Here is a 16,517-nt window from a genome sequence, read left to right as displayed (position 1 = left end):
GTTGGAAAACAGTAAGAGGAGTAAAAAAGTTTTTGTAATACTAAAAAGAGTAATTTTTTAACTTCTAATTTTAAAATGCTCTTTGGCTTGTTCTTTTCTAAAGAAAACTAATCCCCAATAAAAAGTATCAATAGTTACAGTCACTTCAGGATGATTTTTAATTTCTTCCCAAGCTTGTAGCATTTCTTCAGACCAATAAATATCGTCAAAAATAAACAGGCTATCGTTATGTTTTAATTTCAAAAGCAATTCAAAATTTTTTAATGTAGCTTCTTTAGAGTGATTTCCATCAATATAAGCCAAATCTATTTTGTGAGAATAATTTTTTAAAATTTCTTCAAACTTTCCAACAGTTACCTTAGCATTGTATAGTTGGTGTTTTTGTAATGTTTGTGTGGCAATGTGCGCAGTTTGGGGGCAACCTTCAATAGTAAATACGTTTAATTTTTTATTTGCAGCCAAACTAGCGGTAGCTAAACCTACAGAAGTACCCAACTCTAACACGTTAGAGTACTCTAAATAGGTAGAGAGACGATAAAGTAATTTGCTTCTTTTCCAAGAGATGCCTGCATTTTTTGCAATGGCTGCCACTTTTCTTTTATTCGATTTAAAAACTCTAGACCCTGCTCCAAAATCGGTAACGTTTATTTCTTTTTTTTGCTGAAAGATGTCTTTTCTGTAAGCCGATATTTTTTGATATGCGTTTTTGTTTTTACGATCGTAAAAGCATTTAGTTACTAGACTATACACAAAAGGGGAGTGTACCCCGTGCTGATTGCGAGAGCTTACTAAAAATTTGAGATAAGATTTTAACTGAAACCACATTTTGGTAGTCGTTAGAGTTTAATAGAGGATGTTTTGTTTTGTTATCTGTGAGATGAGATTTTACATTTGGTATGGGGTAAATTAATATTTCAAATCTCACGTCTCACTTCTAATTTATTCTTCCATTTTTGCTGAAAGTTCAAACCATTTTTCGGTTTTTTCTTCAATAGCATTAGTTATTTTCTGAAGTTCTATAGATTTATTTTTGATTTCTTCTTCGTTTAGATCTTTTAAAAATTCTTGCTGAAGTTTTTCTTTTTCTTTTTCAAATTTAGCAATCTCACGTTCTAATTTTTTATATTCTTTCTGTTCGTTGTAAGAAAGTTTTTGATTGTCTGTAGTGGGGCTTTTCCAATCATTTTTAGATTTAGATTCTTTTTTATCTGCTACCTCGTTAGGTGTGCTTTCTTCGTAAGTTCTAAAATCAGAATAATTTCCGGGAAAATCTTCAATCACACCTTTTCCTCTAAACACAAATAAGTGATCTACTATTTTATCCATAAAATAACGATCGTGAGAAACCACTAATAGACAGCCAGGAAAATCTAATAAAAAGTTTTCTAATACATTTAGGGTAACAATATCTAGATCGTTGGTAGGCTCATCTAAAATTAAAAAATTAGGGTTTTGTATAAGAACTGTACATAGGTATAGTCTTTTTCTTTCTCCACCACTTAGTTTTTCAACAAAATCATATTGCTTTTTTCTGTCGAATAAAAAGCGTTCTAATAATTGTTGTGCAGAAATTTGTTTTCCTTTTTTTAGAGGAATGTAATCCCCAAATTCTCTAATAATATCAATTACTTTTTGTCCTTGCTTGGTTTCAATTCCTTTTTGAGTATAATATCCAAACTTGATAGTTTCTCCTATTACAATTTTACCAGAATCTGGTTTTATAGATCCTGTAAGGGTATTTAAAAAAGTAGACTTTCCGGTTCCGTTTTTACCTATGATACCTAAACGTTCACCTGGTTGAAAGTTGTAGTTAAATTTTTCAAAAAGATTTTTGCCTTCATAGCTTTTAGAAATACTGTGGAGTTCTACCACTTTATTTCCCATTCTTTCCATGTTAATCTCTAATTGAACCACATGGTCATTTCTTCTTTTAGAAGCTTTTTCTTTAATTTCAGAAAAATCGTCTATTCTAGATTTAGATTTGGTAGTACGTGCTTTAGGTTGCTTTCGCATCCAATCAAGCTCTTTTTTGTAAAGTTGTTTAGCTTTATCTGTATTGGTTTTTTCAACTTCAATTCTAGCTTCTTTTTTGTCTAAATAGTAGCTGTAATTACCTTTGTAGTTATATAAAATACCATCTTCTAGTTCAATAATTTCATTACAAACTCTCTCTAGAAAATAACGATCGTGTGTCACCATAAAAATGGTAAAGTTTTCTTTTTTAAAGAAACTTTCTAACCATTCAATCATTTCTAAATCTAGGTGGTTGGTAGGTTCATCTAAAATTAGTAAATCGGGTTTGTCTAAAAGAACAGTAGCTAGGGCTAATCTCTTTTTTTGTCCACCAGAAAGGTACTTTACTTGTTTGTTTAAGTCTTCTAGTTTTAATTGAAAAAGAATTTGTTTATAAGTAGTTTCAAAATCCCAAGCTTGTTTAGCTTCCATTAAATCAAATGCTTTTTGGAAAGCTTCTTGGTCTTCCGGATTTTTTAGAGCTTTTTCGTATTGATTAATTACTCTTAATACTTCATTCTCAGAAGCAAAAATGGTTTCTTCAATAGTTAGCTCTTTGTTAAGGTTAGGTTCTTGTGGTAAAAAGGCAACTTTAATAGATTTTCTGTAATTTACTTCTCCTTTATCAGGGGTATCGTCACCAGATAAAATTTTTAGTAAAGAAGTTTTTCCTGTACCATTTTTAGCAATTAATCCAATCTTTTGCCCTTCGTTAATACCAAAAGATAAGTTTTCAAAAATAACTCTTTCTCCAAAAGTTTTAGAGATGTTTTCTATAGATGCGTAATTCAAATTCTTAATTTTATTACAAATTAAACGCAAATATTTGAGTTATCGATAAGGAAGTTTTTTTATTAGTAGCGAAAAAGTATATTTGTTGCTTATTCATATCTAAATGAGGAAATGAAGTATTATAATATTATTTTATTTGTTTTTTTAATTTTTAGTGCTACTTCTTGTATTAGCACTAAAAAATTAACTTACCTTCAAGAAAATCAAGAAGAAATAGATAGTTTAATTGCAGTACAGCGAGTACAACAAACTTACCGACTTCAGGTAAATGATTTATTAAGTATACGTGTAAAAGCATTAGACCAAGAGCTAGTTGGTATTTTTAACCCAATAGACAATAATAACCCTAATGCAACAGGAGAAGAAAAGCTGTATTATGATGGGTTTAGAGTAGATCCTCACGGGAATATTAGAATTCCTACGTTAGGAGAAATGAACGTGTTAGGCTTTACGGTAGAAGAAGTTAGAAAAAAAATAGAGGCTAAACTATTAGAAGAATACTTTAGAGAAGAAGCTAATATTTTTGTCACTGTTAAGCTTGCAGGAATACGTTATACCACCATTGGAGAAGTAGGTTCTGGAAGTCAGGTGATTTACAAAGACGAAGTCTCCATTATGGAAGCTATAGCAAATGCGGGAGATATAACCACTTTAGGTGATCGTACCGATGTCATGATTTTAAGACAGTACCCTGGCGGACATAAAGTGCATCATATTGATTTAACAAATATTGATGCCGTAAAATCGCCATACTACTATATACAACCTAACGATTTAATTATGGTGAAACCATTACCGCAAAAATCTTGGGGGGTAGGAGAAACAGGGTTAGAAACTTTTACAACAATAGCTTCTATCGTAAGTTTATTTGGTACATTAATAATATTATCTCAAAGGTTATAAGAAGCTGATGGAAGAAGAGTTTGAAAAACAAGGGGATGGTCTTAATTTTGATTTTAAGGGTTTTTTAATCAGAATATTAAGTTATTGGTATCTATTTGTAATTAGCATAATAATTGGTCTTGGTATAGCGTATTATATCAATGTAAGAAAGTTGCCTGTCTATAGGCTTGCTTCGATGATTTCTATTAAAGATGATCAAAACCCTTTTTTTACTTCTAATACGAGTTTGACCTTTAATTGGGGAGGTATTTCTGATAAAGTGAATACCGCTGTAATCACTTTAGGTGCACGCTCTCATAATGAAAAAGTAGTAGAAGAATTACAATATTATATTCAATATTTAAAAGAAGGGGAATACCAAAAAATAGATACCTATGGTAAAACTCCTTTTAGGGTAGAAGTAGATACTTTAAAAGGTCAGTTGCTTAACCATCCCATAAAAATTACTTTTATAGATGAATTGACTTATCAACTTTCTTTAAGTTTTGAAGAAGCTCCAGGTAGTGGGCAAGTTATGGTTTATGATACCAAAGAAACTTTTAGAATACCTCTTCAAAAAAACTATAAGTACACTTATCAATTAGAAGATAAAGTAGAAACTCCAATTTTTACAGGGACAATCCATATGGATGAGCGTAGAGCAAAAAAAGGAGATGTTTTTTATATAAAATTTCTAAATTTTAATAGTGTTGTAAAGAAATATCAAGAAATTTCTGTGCAAACCAGTGCTAAAGGAAGCTCTATTATTGATTTAGCTTTTACAGATGATAATAAAGCTAAAATTGTAGACTATTTAAATACTACGGCAAAGGTGTTAAGTAGGGATATGTTAAATAGAAAAAACTTATTTGCTACCAAAACCATCCGATTTATAGATAGTAGTTTAGCGGTGAAAGCCAAAGAGTTAAAAGCGGTAGAAAATGAGATGAATAGTTTTATGGAGAAAAATCAAATTTTAGATTTATCTTCAGAAAGTTCTTCTATTAAGTCAGATTTGAACCGCTACGATCTAGAGTTAACTAATTTAGAAAGGCAATTAGATTATTATCTCAATTTAGAAGGTTATTTAACCGAAAAATCTAATTACTCAGAAGTTCCTGCACCTTCTGTTTCTGGTATAGAAGAACCTAGTATTACTGCAGCAGTCTCTCGTATTATTGTATTGTCTGAGCAACGTAGTAAATACCAGTATAGTGCTAAAGATAAATTACCAGAATTTGATAATATAGATAGGCAAATTAATGCAACTAAAGCTGTATTGCTAGAAAATATAACGAGTTCTAAAAAACTATTAAATAAGCAAATCGCAGAAATCAGAGGAGAGATTAATGAGTTAGAAGCGGAAGCAAAAAAATTACCAAAAGAACAACAAGATCTTTTAAATATTGAAAGGCGTTACACTATAAGCGAGCAAACTTATAATTTATTTTTGTCGAAAAGAAACGAAGCAGGTTTAGTAAAAGCAGCTAATGTAAGTGATGTACAAGTCATAGATCAAGCTAAAGATGTTGGTGGAGGTAAAATAGGCCCTAATACAGAATTAAATTACGTAATCGCCGTAATTCTAGGGTTGGTTATACCTGTGTTTTTTGTGTTTATGCTGGTGTTTTTTGATAATAAAATTAATAGCGTAAAAGATGTAGAGCGTTTGTCTGTAATACCTTTATTAGGCTTAATAGGTAAGAGTAAGCAAGATAGTAACCTAGTTGTATTCAATAAACCTAAATCTTCTATTGCAGAAAGTTTTAGGGGGCTTCGTACTAGTTTGCAATTTATTTATAAGAAAAAGGGAGTTGAAGGTAGTAAAACGGTTTTAGTAACTTCTTCTGTAAGTGGGGAAGGGAAAACTTTTTGTTCTATGAATTTAGCTTCTGTTTTTGCAATTAGTGGTAAAAAGACAGTATTAGTAGGTCTAGATTTAAGAAAGCCTAAAATTTTCAACGATTTTGAAATAACCAATACGGTTGGTGTAGTTAATTATTTAGTAGAACAAAATACACTACAAGAAATCATTCAGACTACTGCTTACGATAATTTAGACGTAATTACTTCTGGTCCTGTTCCTCCTAATCCATCAGAGTTGTTGATGGGAGAAAAAATGGAAGAGTTGATGGCTAAGTTAAAAGAAGAATATGATTATATTATTTTAGATACACCTCCAATAGGATTAGTTTCAGATGCGCTAAATTTATTCAAATTTACAGACGCAACATTATATATGGTAAGGCAAAATTATACTAAAAATCCTATGCTTAACGTAATTAACGAGAAGTATAATAAAGGAGAAGTGAAAAATGTAAGTTTTGTTTTAAATTACTTCCAACAAAAAGCGAAATATGGTTATGGTTACGGTTATGGCTATGGTTATGGTTACGGCTATGGTTATGGTTACGGTACATATGGTAACGGCTATCATGAAAGCGAAAACAAAAAATCTGGTTTATTAAGTTTTTTTAAGAGAAATAAAAAATAAAATCTAATACGTTTAATGGATTTAAAAGATGTAAAAATAGGGGTAATAGGTTTAGGTTATGTAGGTTTGCCTTTAGCAGTAGCTTTTGCAGATGAATACGATACGTTAGGATTTGATATTAATTTAAATAGGGTAGAAGAGTTAAATAACTTTAAAGATAGTACCCTAGAAATTAGTGAAAATCTTTTGCAGAATGCATTGCAAACTAAACTTACTATTTCTGCAGATAGTGAAGATTTAAGTAAAGTTAATTTTTACATAGTTACTGTACCTACTCCAACAGATAAAAATCACAATCCTGTACTAATTCCTTTAGAAAAAGCTAGTGAAACTATTGGGCGCGTGCTAAAAAAAGGAGACGTAGTAGTGTATGAATCTACAGTGTATCCAGGAGTGACAGAAGAAGTTTGTGTACCTATTTTAGAAGAAATTTCTGGATTAAAATTTAATGTAGATTTTTTTGCAGGTTACTCTCCAGAGCGTATTAATCCAGGAGATAAAAAACATACCGTAAAAAATATTTTAAAAGTTACCTCAGGTTCTACACCAGAATATGCAAAATTAATTGATGCCGTTTACAGCTCTGTGATTACTGCAGGTACTCATTTAGCACCATCTATTAAAGTAGCAGAAGCTGCAAAAGTGATAGAAAATTCTCAACGAGATATTAATATCGCATTTGTAAATGAATTGTCCAAAATTTTTAGACTTTTACACATAGATACAGACGCGGTTTTAGAAGCTGCTGCCACCAAATGGAATTTTATAAAATACACTCCAGGATTAGTTGGGGGACACTGTATAGGGGTAGATCCTTACTATTTAGCGCAAAAAGCTATTCAAGTAGGTTATAACCCAGAAATTATTTTAGCCGGTAGAAGAATGAATGATGGGATGGGAGATTATGTAGCACAAGAAATAATTAAATTGATGGTGCAAAAAGAAGCTAAAATTAAAAACGGAAAAGCATTAGTGTTGGGCATAACTTTTAAAGAGAATTGTCCAGATATTAGAAACACGAAAGCTATAGATGTAATTAAAAATTTAGAAGAATATAATTTACAAGTAGATGTTTGTGACCCTTGGGCTAATAAGCGAGAGGTGAAAGATCATTTTGAGCTTGATTTAATAAATGAGGTAACAGCTATACAAAACACATACGATGTAATTGTGCTTACTGTAGCTCATAAAGAGTTCTTGGCTATAGACTTAAAACAATTAAAAAATAAAAACGCGGTAGTTTTTGATGTAAAATCTTTTCTACCTATAACAGAAATTGACGCAAGATTATAAGTTTATGTTTGAAAACAAATACCACCCTGAAAATTTAGAAAATTTATCTTTTTTAGTCACAGGAGGGGCTGGATTTATAGGTTCTAATTTAGTGCATTACCTATTAAAATATAAAGCAAAAAAAGTTCGAGTGCTAGATAATCTTTCTAATGGGTATTATGCCAATATAGAAGAATTTGAAAGTTTCTCAAATTTTGAGTTTATAAAAGGAGATATTAGAGATCTAGAAACTTGTAAAAAAGCATTAGATGGTATCGATTTTGTAAGTCACCAAGCTGCTTTAGGTTCAGTACCTAGGTCTATTAACGACCCCATTACTTCTAACGATGTCAATGTAGGTGGTTTTTTAAATATGTTGGTGGCCGTAAAAGAAACTCCATCAGTAAAAAAAATGGTGTATGCAGCCTCGAGTTCTACTTATGGAGATAGCCAAAATTTACCTAAAGTAGAAGAAGTGATAGGTAAACCTCTTTCTCCATATGCTGTTACAAAATATGTGAATGAGCTGTATGCAGATGTTTTTGCTAAAATGTACCAAGTACAAACTATAGGCTTACGTTACTTTAATGTTTTTGGACCTAAACAAAGTCCTAATGGTGCCTATGCTGCGGTAATTCCTTTATTTATGCAAGCATTAAAAGACGCAAATGCCCCAACAATTAATGGCGATGGAGAGCAAACTAGAGATTTTACTTATGTAGAAAATGCTGTGCAAGCCAATATAAAATCATTTTTTGCTCCACAAGAAGCGAATAATGAGGTGTATAATGTTGCATTTGGAGAGCGTATTAGTTTAAATAAACTATGGAGCTTTTTAAATGAAGCGGCACAAACAGACTTAGAAGCTAACTATGGCCCTGCTAGATTAGGGGATGTTAGAGACTCTTTAGCAGAGATTAAAAAAGCCAAACGTTTGTTAAACTATAGCCCGTTATTTGATGTAAGAAAAGGACTTCAATTAACTTGGCAATATTTTAAAGCAGAATAATTTATGGGTGCATTAAAACCTATGGTAAAAATATATCAAAAAGAACAAAGCCTTAGTTTTTTTAAGATTATTAAAGAGAGTTTGCAAGATATTTATGCATCGAGATTTTTATCAAGGCAATTGGCAGAAAGAGATATTAAAGCGCAATACCGTCAATCTATTTTAGGTATATTCTGGGCGTTTGTAACTCCATTAGCTACGGCTTTTGTATGGATATTTTTAAGAAGTTCAGGTACGGTAGAAGTGACAGATACAGGTATACCATACCCTCTATTTGCTTTTACAGGAACCTTGTTATGGTCTATTATCATAGAGTCTGTTAACTCTCCAATTACTTCTACTAACTCTTCAAAATCAATTTTGTCTAAAATTAATTTTCCGAAAGAAGCATTAATTATTTCAGGAGCTTATAAAGTATTATTTAATAGTTTGTTTAAATTTCTATTATTATTAGTCTTTCTATTTTATTTTGGAGTAGGTTTTCATCCTACATTGTTACTTTTTCCAATCGGCATTGTGATCATGGTGTTTGTAGGTAATACCATAGGTTTGCTAATTACTCCTATCGGGATGTTGTATAACGATGTAGCTAAAGCTATCAAGTTCGGATTCCAATTTTTAATGTATGTGACCCCTGTAGTTTTTGCAATTCCAGCTAAAGAGGGAATTATGAAAACAATTATGGAATGGAATCCATTTACACCATTAATTTTAACCGTTAGAGGTTTAGGAGTAGGTAATATTCCTGCAGATCTTACCTATTTTTGGATAGTATTAGGGGGCTGTGTTCCTTTATTTTTAATAGGGTTAGTGTTTTATAGAATATCGATACCAATTTTTGTAGAACGTTTAAGCGCATAGGGAGATGAAAGAAGTTGCTAAAAAAAATGAAATACTGGTAGAGGCAGAAGGGGTCTCTAAAAAATTCTGTAAAGACTTAAAAACCAGTTTATGGTATGGGGTTAAAGACATTTTTGCTAATGTAGGGGGTAATAAAAAAGAACGTGTTTTAAGGCCTAAAGAGTTTTGGGCGGTAAAAGATATTAATTTTCAACTGCGTCGAGGAGAATGTCTAGGTTTGGTGGGGCATAACGGAGCAGGTAAAAGTACTTTACTTAAAATGCTAAATGGTTTAATTAATCCTGATGCAGGTAAAATTACCATGAGGGGTAGAGTAGGTGCTTTAATAGAATTAGGTGCAGGTTTTAACCCAATACTTACTGGGCGAGAAAATATTTATAACAATGGCGCTATCTTAGGCTTTACTCGTAAAGAAATTGAAGAGAAGATAGAGGCAATTATAGATTTTGCCGAGATAGAAGAGTTTATAGATATGCCGGTGCAACATTACAGTTCTGGGATGAAAGTACGTTTAGGCTTTGGGGTGGCAGCACAAATGGAACCAGATATTTTAATTATAGATGAAGTATTAGCGGTAGGAGATTTAGGCTTTATTTTAAAGTGTTTTAAAACTATAGATGATATTTTGCCGAATACCGCAGTAGTGTTTGTCTCTCACAATATGCCCATGGTCTCTCGGGTTTGTACCCAAATTATATTGATGGAAAAAGGGCAATCTAAATTCCAGGGTACAGACGTGTCTAAAGCTATTGATTTATATTATTCAAGATTTTCTTCAAATGAAAAGAATGAAATATTTAGTGATGGTTCTTTAAGTTTGGAGGAAGCAGATTTATTAGAAGCGGTAAATATTGAAGGTGTTTCTACTTTAAAATGGGGAGATGATTTAAAAATTCATTTTAAATTTAAAATAAATAAAAAATTAACAAGTACTCCTAGATTTAATATTGTTCTTTTAGATAAAGAACAGCGACCAGTGGCAATTTTAGAAAATAATAATAAAGATTCGGCTATTAGTTTTAGTGAAAATTCGATAGAATTTATAATTACACATAAAGAAATTCAACTTTCCAAAGGTGTTTACTCTATAAATATTTCTGTTTCAAAAAAAATAGATGGGAGGCATCCTTTACTAAGAATAAATAATATATTATCTCTACAAATAAGTCATCCAGAGGAAGTTTGGCAGCCTTTTTTATTAAAATCTAAGTTTACAGAAATAAACTGATAAGCTTATTTAAATTAAGAATATGAATCTAGGTACAGTTAAACCAACTTTTTTAATTATAGGAGCTCAAAAGGGAGGTACAACTTCTTTACATGAATATCTAGTTCAGCATCCAGAAATTTTAGGCTCTACTACAAAAGAATTACACTTCTTTGATAAAGAGGAGGAAATTATAATAAGTGAATATCATAAACACTTTCCTAGAAAATATTTTACTAATTATATAAGTTTTGAGTCAACCCCAAGATATTTGTATTATCCAAATGTTGCAGAGAAGCTATACAGGTATAATTCAAATTTCAAACTAATAATTCTTCTTAGAGATCCTGCAAAAAGAGCATATTCTGCTTGGAATATGTACATGCAGATGAAAAATAGTAAGGTTGTGATGAAGATGTTTAAAGAGGAAGAGGATAAGAATTCAAATTTTAAATTGTATTCGTTTATAAATGATAACAAAAACTCAAAATTTGAGCATTGGATTGAGCAAGAAATTAAATTTAGTAACTTATTAGAGCCTTCAATTTTGAAAAGAGGATATTATGTTAATCAAATTGAAGAATATTTAAAGTATTTTAATCAAAATCAACTTTTAATACTAAGTTCAAAAGAATTAAAAATTAATTTGACTCAAAGTCTAGATAAAATCTTTCAATTTTTAGATGTAAAAAAAATAGACACTACTAACTTAGATCTATCTCTAAAGCATTCAAGAAAGTATGAACAAGAAATGAGTTCTGAGACCTATAGTTTCTTAAAAACTCATTTTAAAGAAATGAATAAAAATTTATATAAGTACGTAGATTTTAATGAAGATTGGTTTTAAATATGGGATTGCTAAATAAAAACAATAAAATTTTTTGTATTGGTTTAAATAAAACAGGTACTACAAGTATTGAGCGAGTTTTGAAAGGTTTTCAATTTAAAATGGGAAATCAGGAAAAAGCGGAGTTATTACTTAAAAATTGGTATGATAGAGATTTTAAATCTATAATTAAGTTTTGTAAAAAAGCAGAAGCTTTTCAAGATATTCCTTTTTCTTTACCATATACATACATGTTTTTGGAGCAACATTATCCTCAAGCAAAATTTATCTTAACCGTTAGAGATAATGAAGAGCAATGGTATAATTCCATAACAAAATTTCATGCAAAGTTGTGGAGTGATAATAAATTAACACCTCCAAATGCTACTGAGTTGAGAAATGCAATTTATAGATACAAAGGATGGGCGTTTGAGGCAAATCAATTTATGTTTAATACAGATGAGAACGAACCTTATAATAAAGAGACTTTAATAGCATATTATAAAAATCATAATTATCAGGTACAGCGGTATTTTGAGTCTATGCCAGATAAATTGTTAGTGATTAATGTGTCAAATTCAGATGATTATTATAAATTATGTAAATTTTTAAATAAACCAGCTCAAGGAACAGATTTTCCTTGGGAAAATAAAACAAACTCTAGATGATTAACGTAACCCAAACTTTTTTGCCACCGCAAGAAGAATACCAAGCTATTTTAAAAAAAGCGTGGGATGCCGTTTGGTTAACTAATAGGGGGAAGTTGGTTTGCGAACTAGAAGTTAAGTTACAAGAATATTTAAACTCTGTTCCCTTACTGGCTACCACTAATGGTACCTTGCCTATCCAAATAGCTTTAAAAGTATTAGGCAATTACGGAGAAATTATTACCACTCCGTTTAGCTATGTAGCAACTACTTCTAGTATTGTTTGGGAAAATTGTACTCCAGTATTTGTAGATATTGATCCAGAACATTTAACAATTGATGAAACTAAAATAGAAGCAGCAATTACCTCAAAAACAACAGCGATACTTGCTACACATGTTTTTGGTAACCCTTGTGCGGTAGAAGAGATTGAAAAAATAGCTAAAAAATATAAACTTAAAGTAATTTATGATGCTGCTCACGCTTTTGGAGTGACTTATAAAGGTGAATCTCTTTTTAATTATGGAGATGTAAGTACGTGTAGTTTTCACGCTACTAAATTATTTCACACGGGAGAAGGGGGAGCATTATTTTGTGAAGATAAAGAATTAATGCATCAACTTTATTACCACCATAATTTTGGGCATAATGGGCCTGAAAATTTTTATGGTTTGGGTACTAATGCTAAAATGAGTGAATTGCAAGGAGCTATGGGATTAGCAGTCTTACCATACATGAAAGAAATTCTAAGTAAGCGTCAACAGGTTGTTAAAATGTACAACAATCTATTAAACTTTGAGAATGTAAGTAAGATGAAAATACGTACAGATACAGAGTGGAATTATAGTTATTACCCTGTTGTATTTGAGAGTGAAGAAATATTAATAAAAGTAAAACAAGCGTTAAATCATCAAAATATAAACCCTCGTCGTTACTTTTATCCTAGTTTACATACTTTAAATTATACATCATCTGTAGAAATGCCTATTTCAGAAAGTGTTTCTAAAAGAATTTTATGTTTACCATTATCTCATGCGGTTTTAAAAACTGCTATAGAAAAAATATGTTCAATAATAAATAATTTTTAAAATGTTAATAATTGGAGCTAAAGGTTACGCTAAAGAACTTTTAGAAGTAGTTTTAGAAAGTACTTCTGAAAATATTATTTTTTATGATGATGTGAATAAAGATATACCGGATCTGTTATATGGTAAATTTCCGGTATTGAAAAATACAGATTCCGCAAAAAAATATTTTGAACAAGTTGATAAAAAATTTGTTCTTGGATTAGGGAATCCTAATATTAGAGTAAAACTTGCAGAAAAGTTTATAGGTTTAGGAGGAGAATTAGTCTCTACTATAAGCGAGAAGAGTATAATAGGTAATTATGGTGTAGTTATAGATCCTGGTTGTAATATATCTCAAGGAGTAATCATAACCAATGATATTAAAATAGGAAAAGGCTGTTTAATAAATTTAAATGCTACAATTGGACATGATTGTACTTTAGGAAAATTTGTTGAAATTTCTCCAAATGTAAACATATCAGGTAATTGTGTGATTGGTGATTATTCTACTTTGGGTACAAATTCAATAATATTACCGAAAATTAATGTAGGCGAATATGCTATAGTAGGTGCTGGAGCTGTAGTTACCAAAGATGTACCAGCTAGAGCAGTGGTAGTAGGTAGTCCTGCAAAAATAATTAAGTATATACCTGATGAGCAATAATAAACCTTCTAAATATATGATCTCAATTTGTATGATTACATATAATCATGAGTTTTACATTGAATCAGCAATAAGAGGGGTATTAGCGCAACAAACCAATTTTGATATAGAATTATTAATTTCTAATGATAATTCTAATGATCAAACTCATCAAAAAATTTTAAGTTTAACAAAAAATCTTCCTCGTAATATTACTTTATCTTACTTTAATCAAGAAAAAAACTTAGGAATGATGTCTAATTTTATATTTGCTTTAGAGCATTGTAAAGGGAAATATATAGCACTATTAGATGGAGATGATTATTGGACAGACCCTTTAAAATTACAAAAACAGGTAGATTTTTTAGAAGAAAATTTAGATTATAATATTTGCTTTCACAACATGCAAATAAAAGATGAATCTAAAAATTTATTACTAGAAGATACCATTACGAGAGAAGTTGAAAATAGTACTACTTCTGTAGATTTGGCAAAAGGAAATTTTATACATACCCCCTCTGTAGTATTACGTAATAATTTTACTATTCCAGATTGGTTTCATCAATCACCAATAGGAGATTGGGTTTTATATATGTTAGCAATAAAAGATAAAAAAATAAAAAAAATAGAAGAAGTCTTGGGAGTATATAGATCTCATGGAAGCAGCGTTTGGTCTTTAAAAACAGAGAAATATAGACTTGAAAAAACACTAAATGCTTATGAGTTAGTTTTTCACTACAACCAATACGATAGTTTGACAACTAATGTTTTAGAAGAAAAAATAAATTATTTTAAAAAAAGTTTGAATAAAAATTCTCTTGAACAAAAAAAATCAATCATTCAAAGAATTGCTAAAAAGTTATTTAAATGAAAAGGGAAATACCGTTAGTCTCCGTTTGTGTCCCTATTTATAATGGTGCTCAATTTTTACAAGAAGCTTTAGATTCTATAAAAATTCAAACCTATAAAAATATAGAAATTATTGTTAGTGATGATGCTTCTTCAGACAATAGTTTAGAGTTAGTAGAAGAGTTTAAAAAAGAAGTAGATTTTCCAATATTTGTTTACGCTCACCAACCTCAAGGTATAGGCGCTAATTGGAATAATAGTGTAGATAAGGCAAATGGAAAATACATTAAATTTTTATTTCAAGACGATGTATTAGCGCCCACTTGTATAGAAAAAATGGTAGAGGTGTTAGAAAAAGATATTTCTATAGGTTTAGTAGCAAGTAAACGGGAGTTTTTGATAGAAAAGGAGATGAAAACTCCTGAAATAGATAAATGGTTGCAGATTTACGGAGATTTACAAGAGAAATTAGCGCTTACTTCTCAAAATAATTTAATCTATATAGATAAAAGTTTGTTTGCTAGAGATGATTTTAAAAAATCTCCTCTAAATAAAATAGGAGAGCCTTCTGTAGTAATGTTTGAGAAATCTTTATACACAAAAATAGGAGGTTTTGACACTGATTTAAAACAAATATTAGACTATGTGTTCTGTTATAGGGTATTAAAGTATAAGAAGATAGCTGTTATTAAGGAAGCCTTAGTGAATTTTAGAATACATGGAGAGCAGGCTACTAATCAAAATAGGAGCAAAAAAATAAATGATTATGAGTTGTATAACCAGATTTTGTATAAAGAGTTCTATCCTTATTTAAATAAAAAGTTACAACAGAAATTAAAAAATAAATATTCTTTTCTTTGGAGAAATTACCAAAAAATTAAAAAAAAGATAAAAAATAAACTTCATGCTTAGCGTTATTATTGTTACCTATAACGGGATGAAATGGTTAGCGAAATGTTTAGCTTCTATTCCTAAAGAATATAACATGGTAATTGTAGATAATAACTCTACAGATACAACGGTACAATTTATAGAGCAAAACTATCCGCAAGCAAAATTATTTAAAGAAAAAGAAAATTTAGGTTTTGGTCAGGCCAATAATAAGGGAATTAGTTATGCCCTACAGCAAGGAGCAAAATATGTGTATTTACTAAATCAAGATGCTTATTTAGAAGCGGATACTATAGATAAATTAGTAAAAGTTCATCAGTCGCAACCTAGTTATGGTATATTAAGTCCTATTCATATCAATGCAGAAAAAACGAGATTAGATGCAGGGTTCTCTCTATATGTAAGTTATAAACATAACCCACATTTTTATTCTGATTTTGTATTGCAAAAATCAAAACAAGAGGTGTATGAAGTGCCATTTGTAAATGCTGCTGGCTGGCTGGTCTCTAGAGAAGTTTTGTTGAATGTAGGAGGGTTTGATCCAATCTTTTTTCATTATGGCGAAGATGATAATTATACCCAGCGAGTACGCTACCATAATTTTAAAGTTGGTGTAGTATCTAATTCTTTTATGGTACACGATCGGGAAGATAGAGTTTTAAAAAAATTAAGATACGGTAGTGAAGCTTATTTTAAGCAGAGAGAAAAAGAGTTAAAAGTTAAGTATGCCAATATAAATAACCCAAATGTAGAAGAGTATAATCGACGTTTAGCTAAAACAAATAAAAATTATATACAACAACTTATGTTTTTAAAATTTAAAAATGCAAAAAAACATAAGGAGATGTATCGATTTCTTTTAAGAATTAAGGCAGAGATAGAGAATTCTTTAATAAAAAATAAAAAATTAGGAAGTTGGTATTTGAATGTATAATAGAAATTATATTTTTCATTTTCAATAATTCCTTTTATATTTATACTAAGATAAGCAAATAATTAGAGCTTATTTACTAAACATACTTTAACTATATCAAACTCATTAAAGAAAGCAAGTGTCTAGCCGC

The 16,517-nt window shown here is 30.3% G+C and carries 15 protein-coding genes; 13 read left to right on the top strand and 2 right to left on the bottom strand.

Features of this window, described 5'->3' with window-relative positions; translation table 11 throughout:
* Positions 1 to 57: 57 nt before the first annotated feature.
* Both BUC03_RS01790 and BUC03_RS01785 read right to left on the bottom strand, forming a co-directional pair.
* Complete coding sequence (locus tag BUC03_RS01790; RefSeq protein WP_073147629.1) at positions 58 to 825, bottom strand: O-methyltransferase; 768 nt, start codon at positions 823 to 825, stop codon at positions 58 to 60.
* A gap of 114 nt (positions 826 to 939) precedes the next feature.
* Positions 940 to 2,805, bottom strand: a complete 1,866-nt coding sequence (locus BUC03_RS01785; RefSeq protein ID WP_073147627.1) for an ABC-F family ATP-binding cassette domain-containing protein — start codon at positions 2,803 to 2,805, stop codon at positions 940 to 942.
* Positions 2,806 to 2,916: 111 nt separating this feature from the next.
* Between BUC03_RS01785 and BUC03_RS01780 the strand changes: the two genes are divergently transcribed.
* The 13 genes from BUC03_RS01780 to BUC03_RS01720 are packed head-to-tail and all read left to right on the top strand — an operon-like array spanning position 2,917 to position 16,387.
* Positions 2,917 to 3,708, top strand: a complete 792-nt coding sequence (locus BUC03_RS01780; protein WP_073147625.1) for a polysaccharide biosynthesis/export family protein — start codon at positions 2,917 to 2,919, stop codon at positions 3,706 to 3,708.
* Between the two features lie 7 nt (positions 3,709 to 3,715).
* Entirely contained in the window at positions 3,716 to 6,181 is a 2,466-nt protein-coding gene (locus tag BUC03_RS01775; protein ID WP_073147623.1) for an exopolysaccharide transport family protein, read from the top strand.
* Positions 6,182 to 6,196: 15 nt separating this feature from the next.
* The gene (locus BUC03_RS01770) at positions 6,197 to 7,474 is read left to right on the top strand and encodes a nucleotide sugar dehydrogenase (protein ID WP_073147621.1); all 1,278 of its coding nucleotides are present in this window, start codon (positions 6,197 to 6,199) and stop codon (positions 7,472 to 7,474) included.
* 4 nt (positions 7,475 to 7,478) lie between these two features.
* Entirely contained in the window at positions 7,479 to 8,462 is a 984-nt protein-coding gene (locus tag BUC03_RS01765) for an SDR family oxidoreductase (RefSeq protein WP_073148002.1), read from the top strand.
* 3 nt (positions 8,463 to 8,465) lie between these two features.
* The gene (locus tag BUC03_RS01760; protein WP_073147619.1) at positions 8,466 to 9,323 is read left to right on the top strand and encodes an ABC transporter permease; all 858 of its coding nucleotides are present in this window, start codon (positions 8,466 to 8,468) and stop codon (positions 9,321 to 9,323) included.
* A 4-nt stretch (positions 9,324 to 9,327) separates the two neighbouring features.
* Entirely contained in the window at positions 9,328 to 10,551 is a 1,224-nt protein-coding gene (locus BUC03_RS01755; RefSeq protein WP_073147617.1) for an ABC transporter ATP-binding protein, read from the top strand.
* A 22-nt stretch (positions 10,552 to 10,573) separates the two neighbouring features.
* Positions 10,574 to 11,377 (top strand): sulfotransferase domain-containing protein, encoded by an 804-nt coding sequence (locus BUC03_RS01750; RefSeq protein ID WP_073147615.1) that lies wholly within the window; start codon positions 10,574 to 10,576, stop codon positions 11,375 to 11,377.
* 2 nt (positions 11,378 to 11,379) lie between these two features.
* Positions 11,380 to 12,024, top strand: coding sequence for a sulfotransferase (locus tag BUC03_RS01745; protein ID WP_073148000.1), 645 nt, complete (start codon positions 11,380 to 11,382; stop codon positions 12,022 to 12,024).
* Positions 12,021 to 13,091 carry a DegT/DnrJ/EryC1/StrS family aminotransferase gene (locus tag BUC03_RS01740; protein WP_073147613.1) on the top strand — a complete coding sequence of 357 codons (1,071 nt, stop codon included), beginning with the start codon at positions 12,021 to 12,023 and terminating at the stop codon, positions 13,089 to 13,091. The genes BUC03_RS01745 and BUC03_RS01740 overlap by 4 nt, the downstream gene beginning before the upstream one ends.
* A gap of 1 nt (position 13,092) precedes the next feature.
* Positions 13,093 to 13,734 carry an acetyltransferase gene (locus BUC03_RS01735; protein WP_073147611.1) on the top strand — a complete coding sequence of 214 codons (642 nt, stop codon included), beginning with the start codon at positions 13,093 to 13,095 and terminating at the stop codon, positions 13,732 to 13,734.
* Positions 13,735 to 13,765: 31 nt separating this feature from the next.
* A complete protein-coding gene (locus BUC03_RS01730) occupies positions 13,766 to 14,584 on the top strand; it encodes a glycosyltransferase family 2 protein (protein ID WP_073147609.1) in 819 nt (272 codons plus the stop codon).
* Positions 14,581 to 15,474, top strand: a complete 894-nt coding sequence (locus BUC03_RS01725; protein WP_073147607.1) for a glycosyltransferase family 2 protein — start codon at positions 14,581 to 14,583, stop codon at positions 15,472 to 15,474. Before BUC03_RS01730 ends, BUC03_RS01725 begins: the two co-directional genes overlap by 4 nt.
* Positions 15,467 to 16,387: a glycosyltransferase family 2 protein gene (locus BUC03_RS01720; protein WP_073147605.1), complete on the top strand. Its 921-nt coding sequence runs from the start codon at positions 15,467 to 15,469 to the stop codon at positions 16,385 to 16,387. The genes BUC03_RS01725 and BUC03_RS01720 overlap by 8 nt, the downstream gene beginning before the upstream one ends.
* The last annotated feature ends 130 nt before the right edge of the window (positions 16,388 to 16,517 follow it).

The organism is Mesonia phycicola (assembly GCF_900141885.1).
In the GTDB taxonomy this organism is placed as follows: Bacteria; Bacteroidota; Bacteroidia; order Flavobacteriales; family Flavobacteriaceae; genus Mesonia; species Mesonia phycicola.
This window is presented reverse-complemented; position numbering and strand designations above follow the sequence as displayed.

Coding starts and splice junctions, on each gene's coding strand:
- BUC03_RS01790 (WP_073147629.1), bottom strand. CDS start 825: ATGTGGTTTCAGTTAAAATCTTATCTCAAATTTTTAGTAAGCTCTCGC.
- BUC03_RS01780 (WP_073147625.1), top strand. CDS start 2,917: ATGAAGTATTATAATATTATTTTATTTGTTTTTTTAATTTTTAGTGCT.
- BUC03_RS01775 (WP_073147623.1), top strand. CDS start 3,716: ATGGAAGAAGAGTTTGAAAAACAAGGGGATGGTCTTAATTTTGATTTT.
- BUC03_RS01770 (WP_073147621.1), top strand. CDS start 6,197: ATGGATTTAAAAGATGTAAAAATAGGGGTAATAGGTTTAGGTTATGTA.
- BUC03_RS01765 (WP_073148002.1), top strand. CDS start 7,479: ATGTTTGAAAACAAATACCACCCTGAAAATTTAGAAAATTTATCTTTT.
- BUC03_RS01760 (WP_073147619.1), top strand. CDS start 8,466: ATGGGTGCATTAAAACCTATGGTAAAAATATATCAAAAAGAACAAAGC.
- BUC03_RS01755 (WP_073147617.1), top strand. CDS start 9,328: ATGAAAGAAGTTGCTAAAAAAAATGAAATACTGGTAGAGGCAGAAGGG.
- BUC03_RS01750 (WP_073147615.1), top strand. CDS start 10,574: ATGAATCTAGGTACAGTTAAACCAACTTTTTTAATTATAGGAGCTCAA.
- BUC03_RS01745 (WP_073148000.1), top strand. CDS start 11,380: ATGGGATTGCTAAATAAAAACAATAAAATTTTTTGTATTGGTTTAAAT.
- BUC03_RS01740 (WP_073147613.1), top strand. CDS start 12,021: ATGATTAACGTAACCCAAACTTTTTTGCCACCGCAAGAAGAATACCAA.
- BUC03_RS01735 (WP_073147611.1), top strand. CDS start 13,093: ATGTTAATAATTGGAGCTAAAGGTTACGCTAAAGAACTTTTAGAAGTA.
- BUC03_RS01730 (WP_073147609.1), top strand. CDS start 13,766: ATGATTACATATAATCATGAGTTTTACATTGAATCAGCAATAAGAGGG.
- BUC03_RS01725 (WP_073147607.1), top strand. CDS start 14,581: ATGAAAAGGGAAATACCGTTAGTCTCCGTTTGTGTCCCTATTTATAAT.
- BUC03_RS01720 (WP_073147605.1), top strand. CDS start 15,467: ATGCTTAGCGTTATTATTGTTACCTATAACGGGATGAAATGGTTAGCG.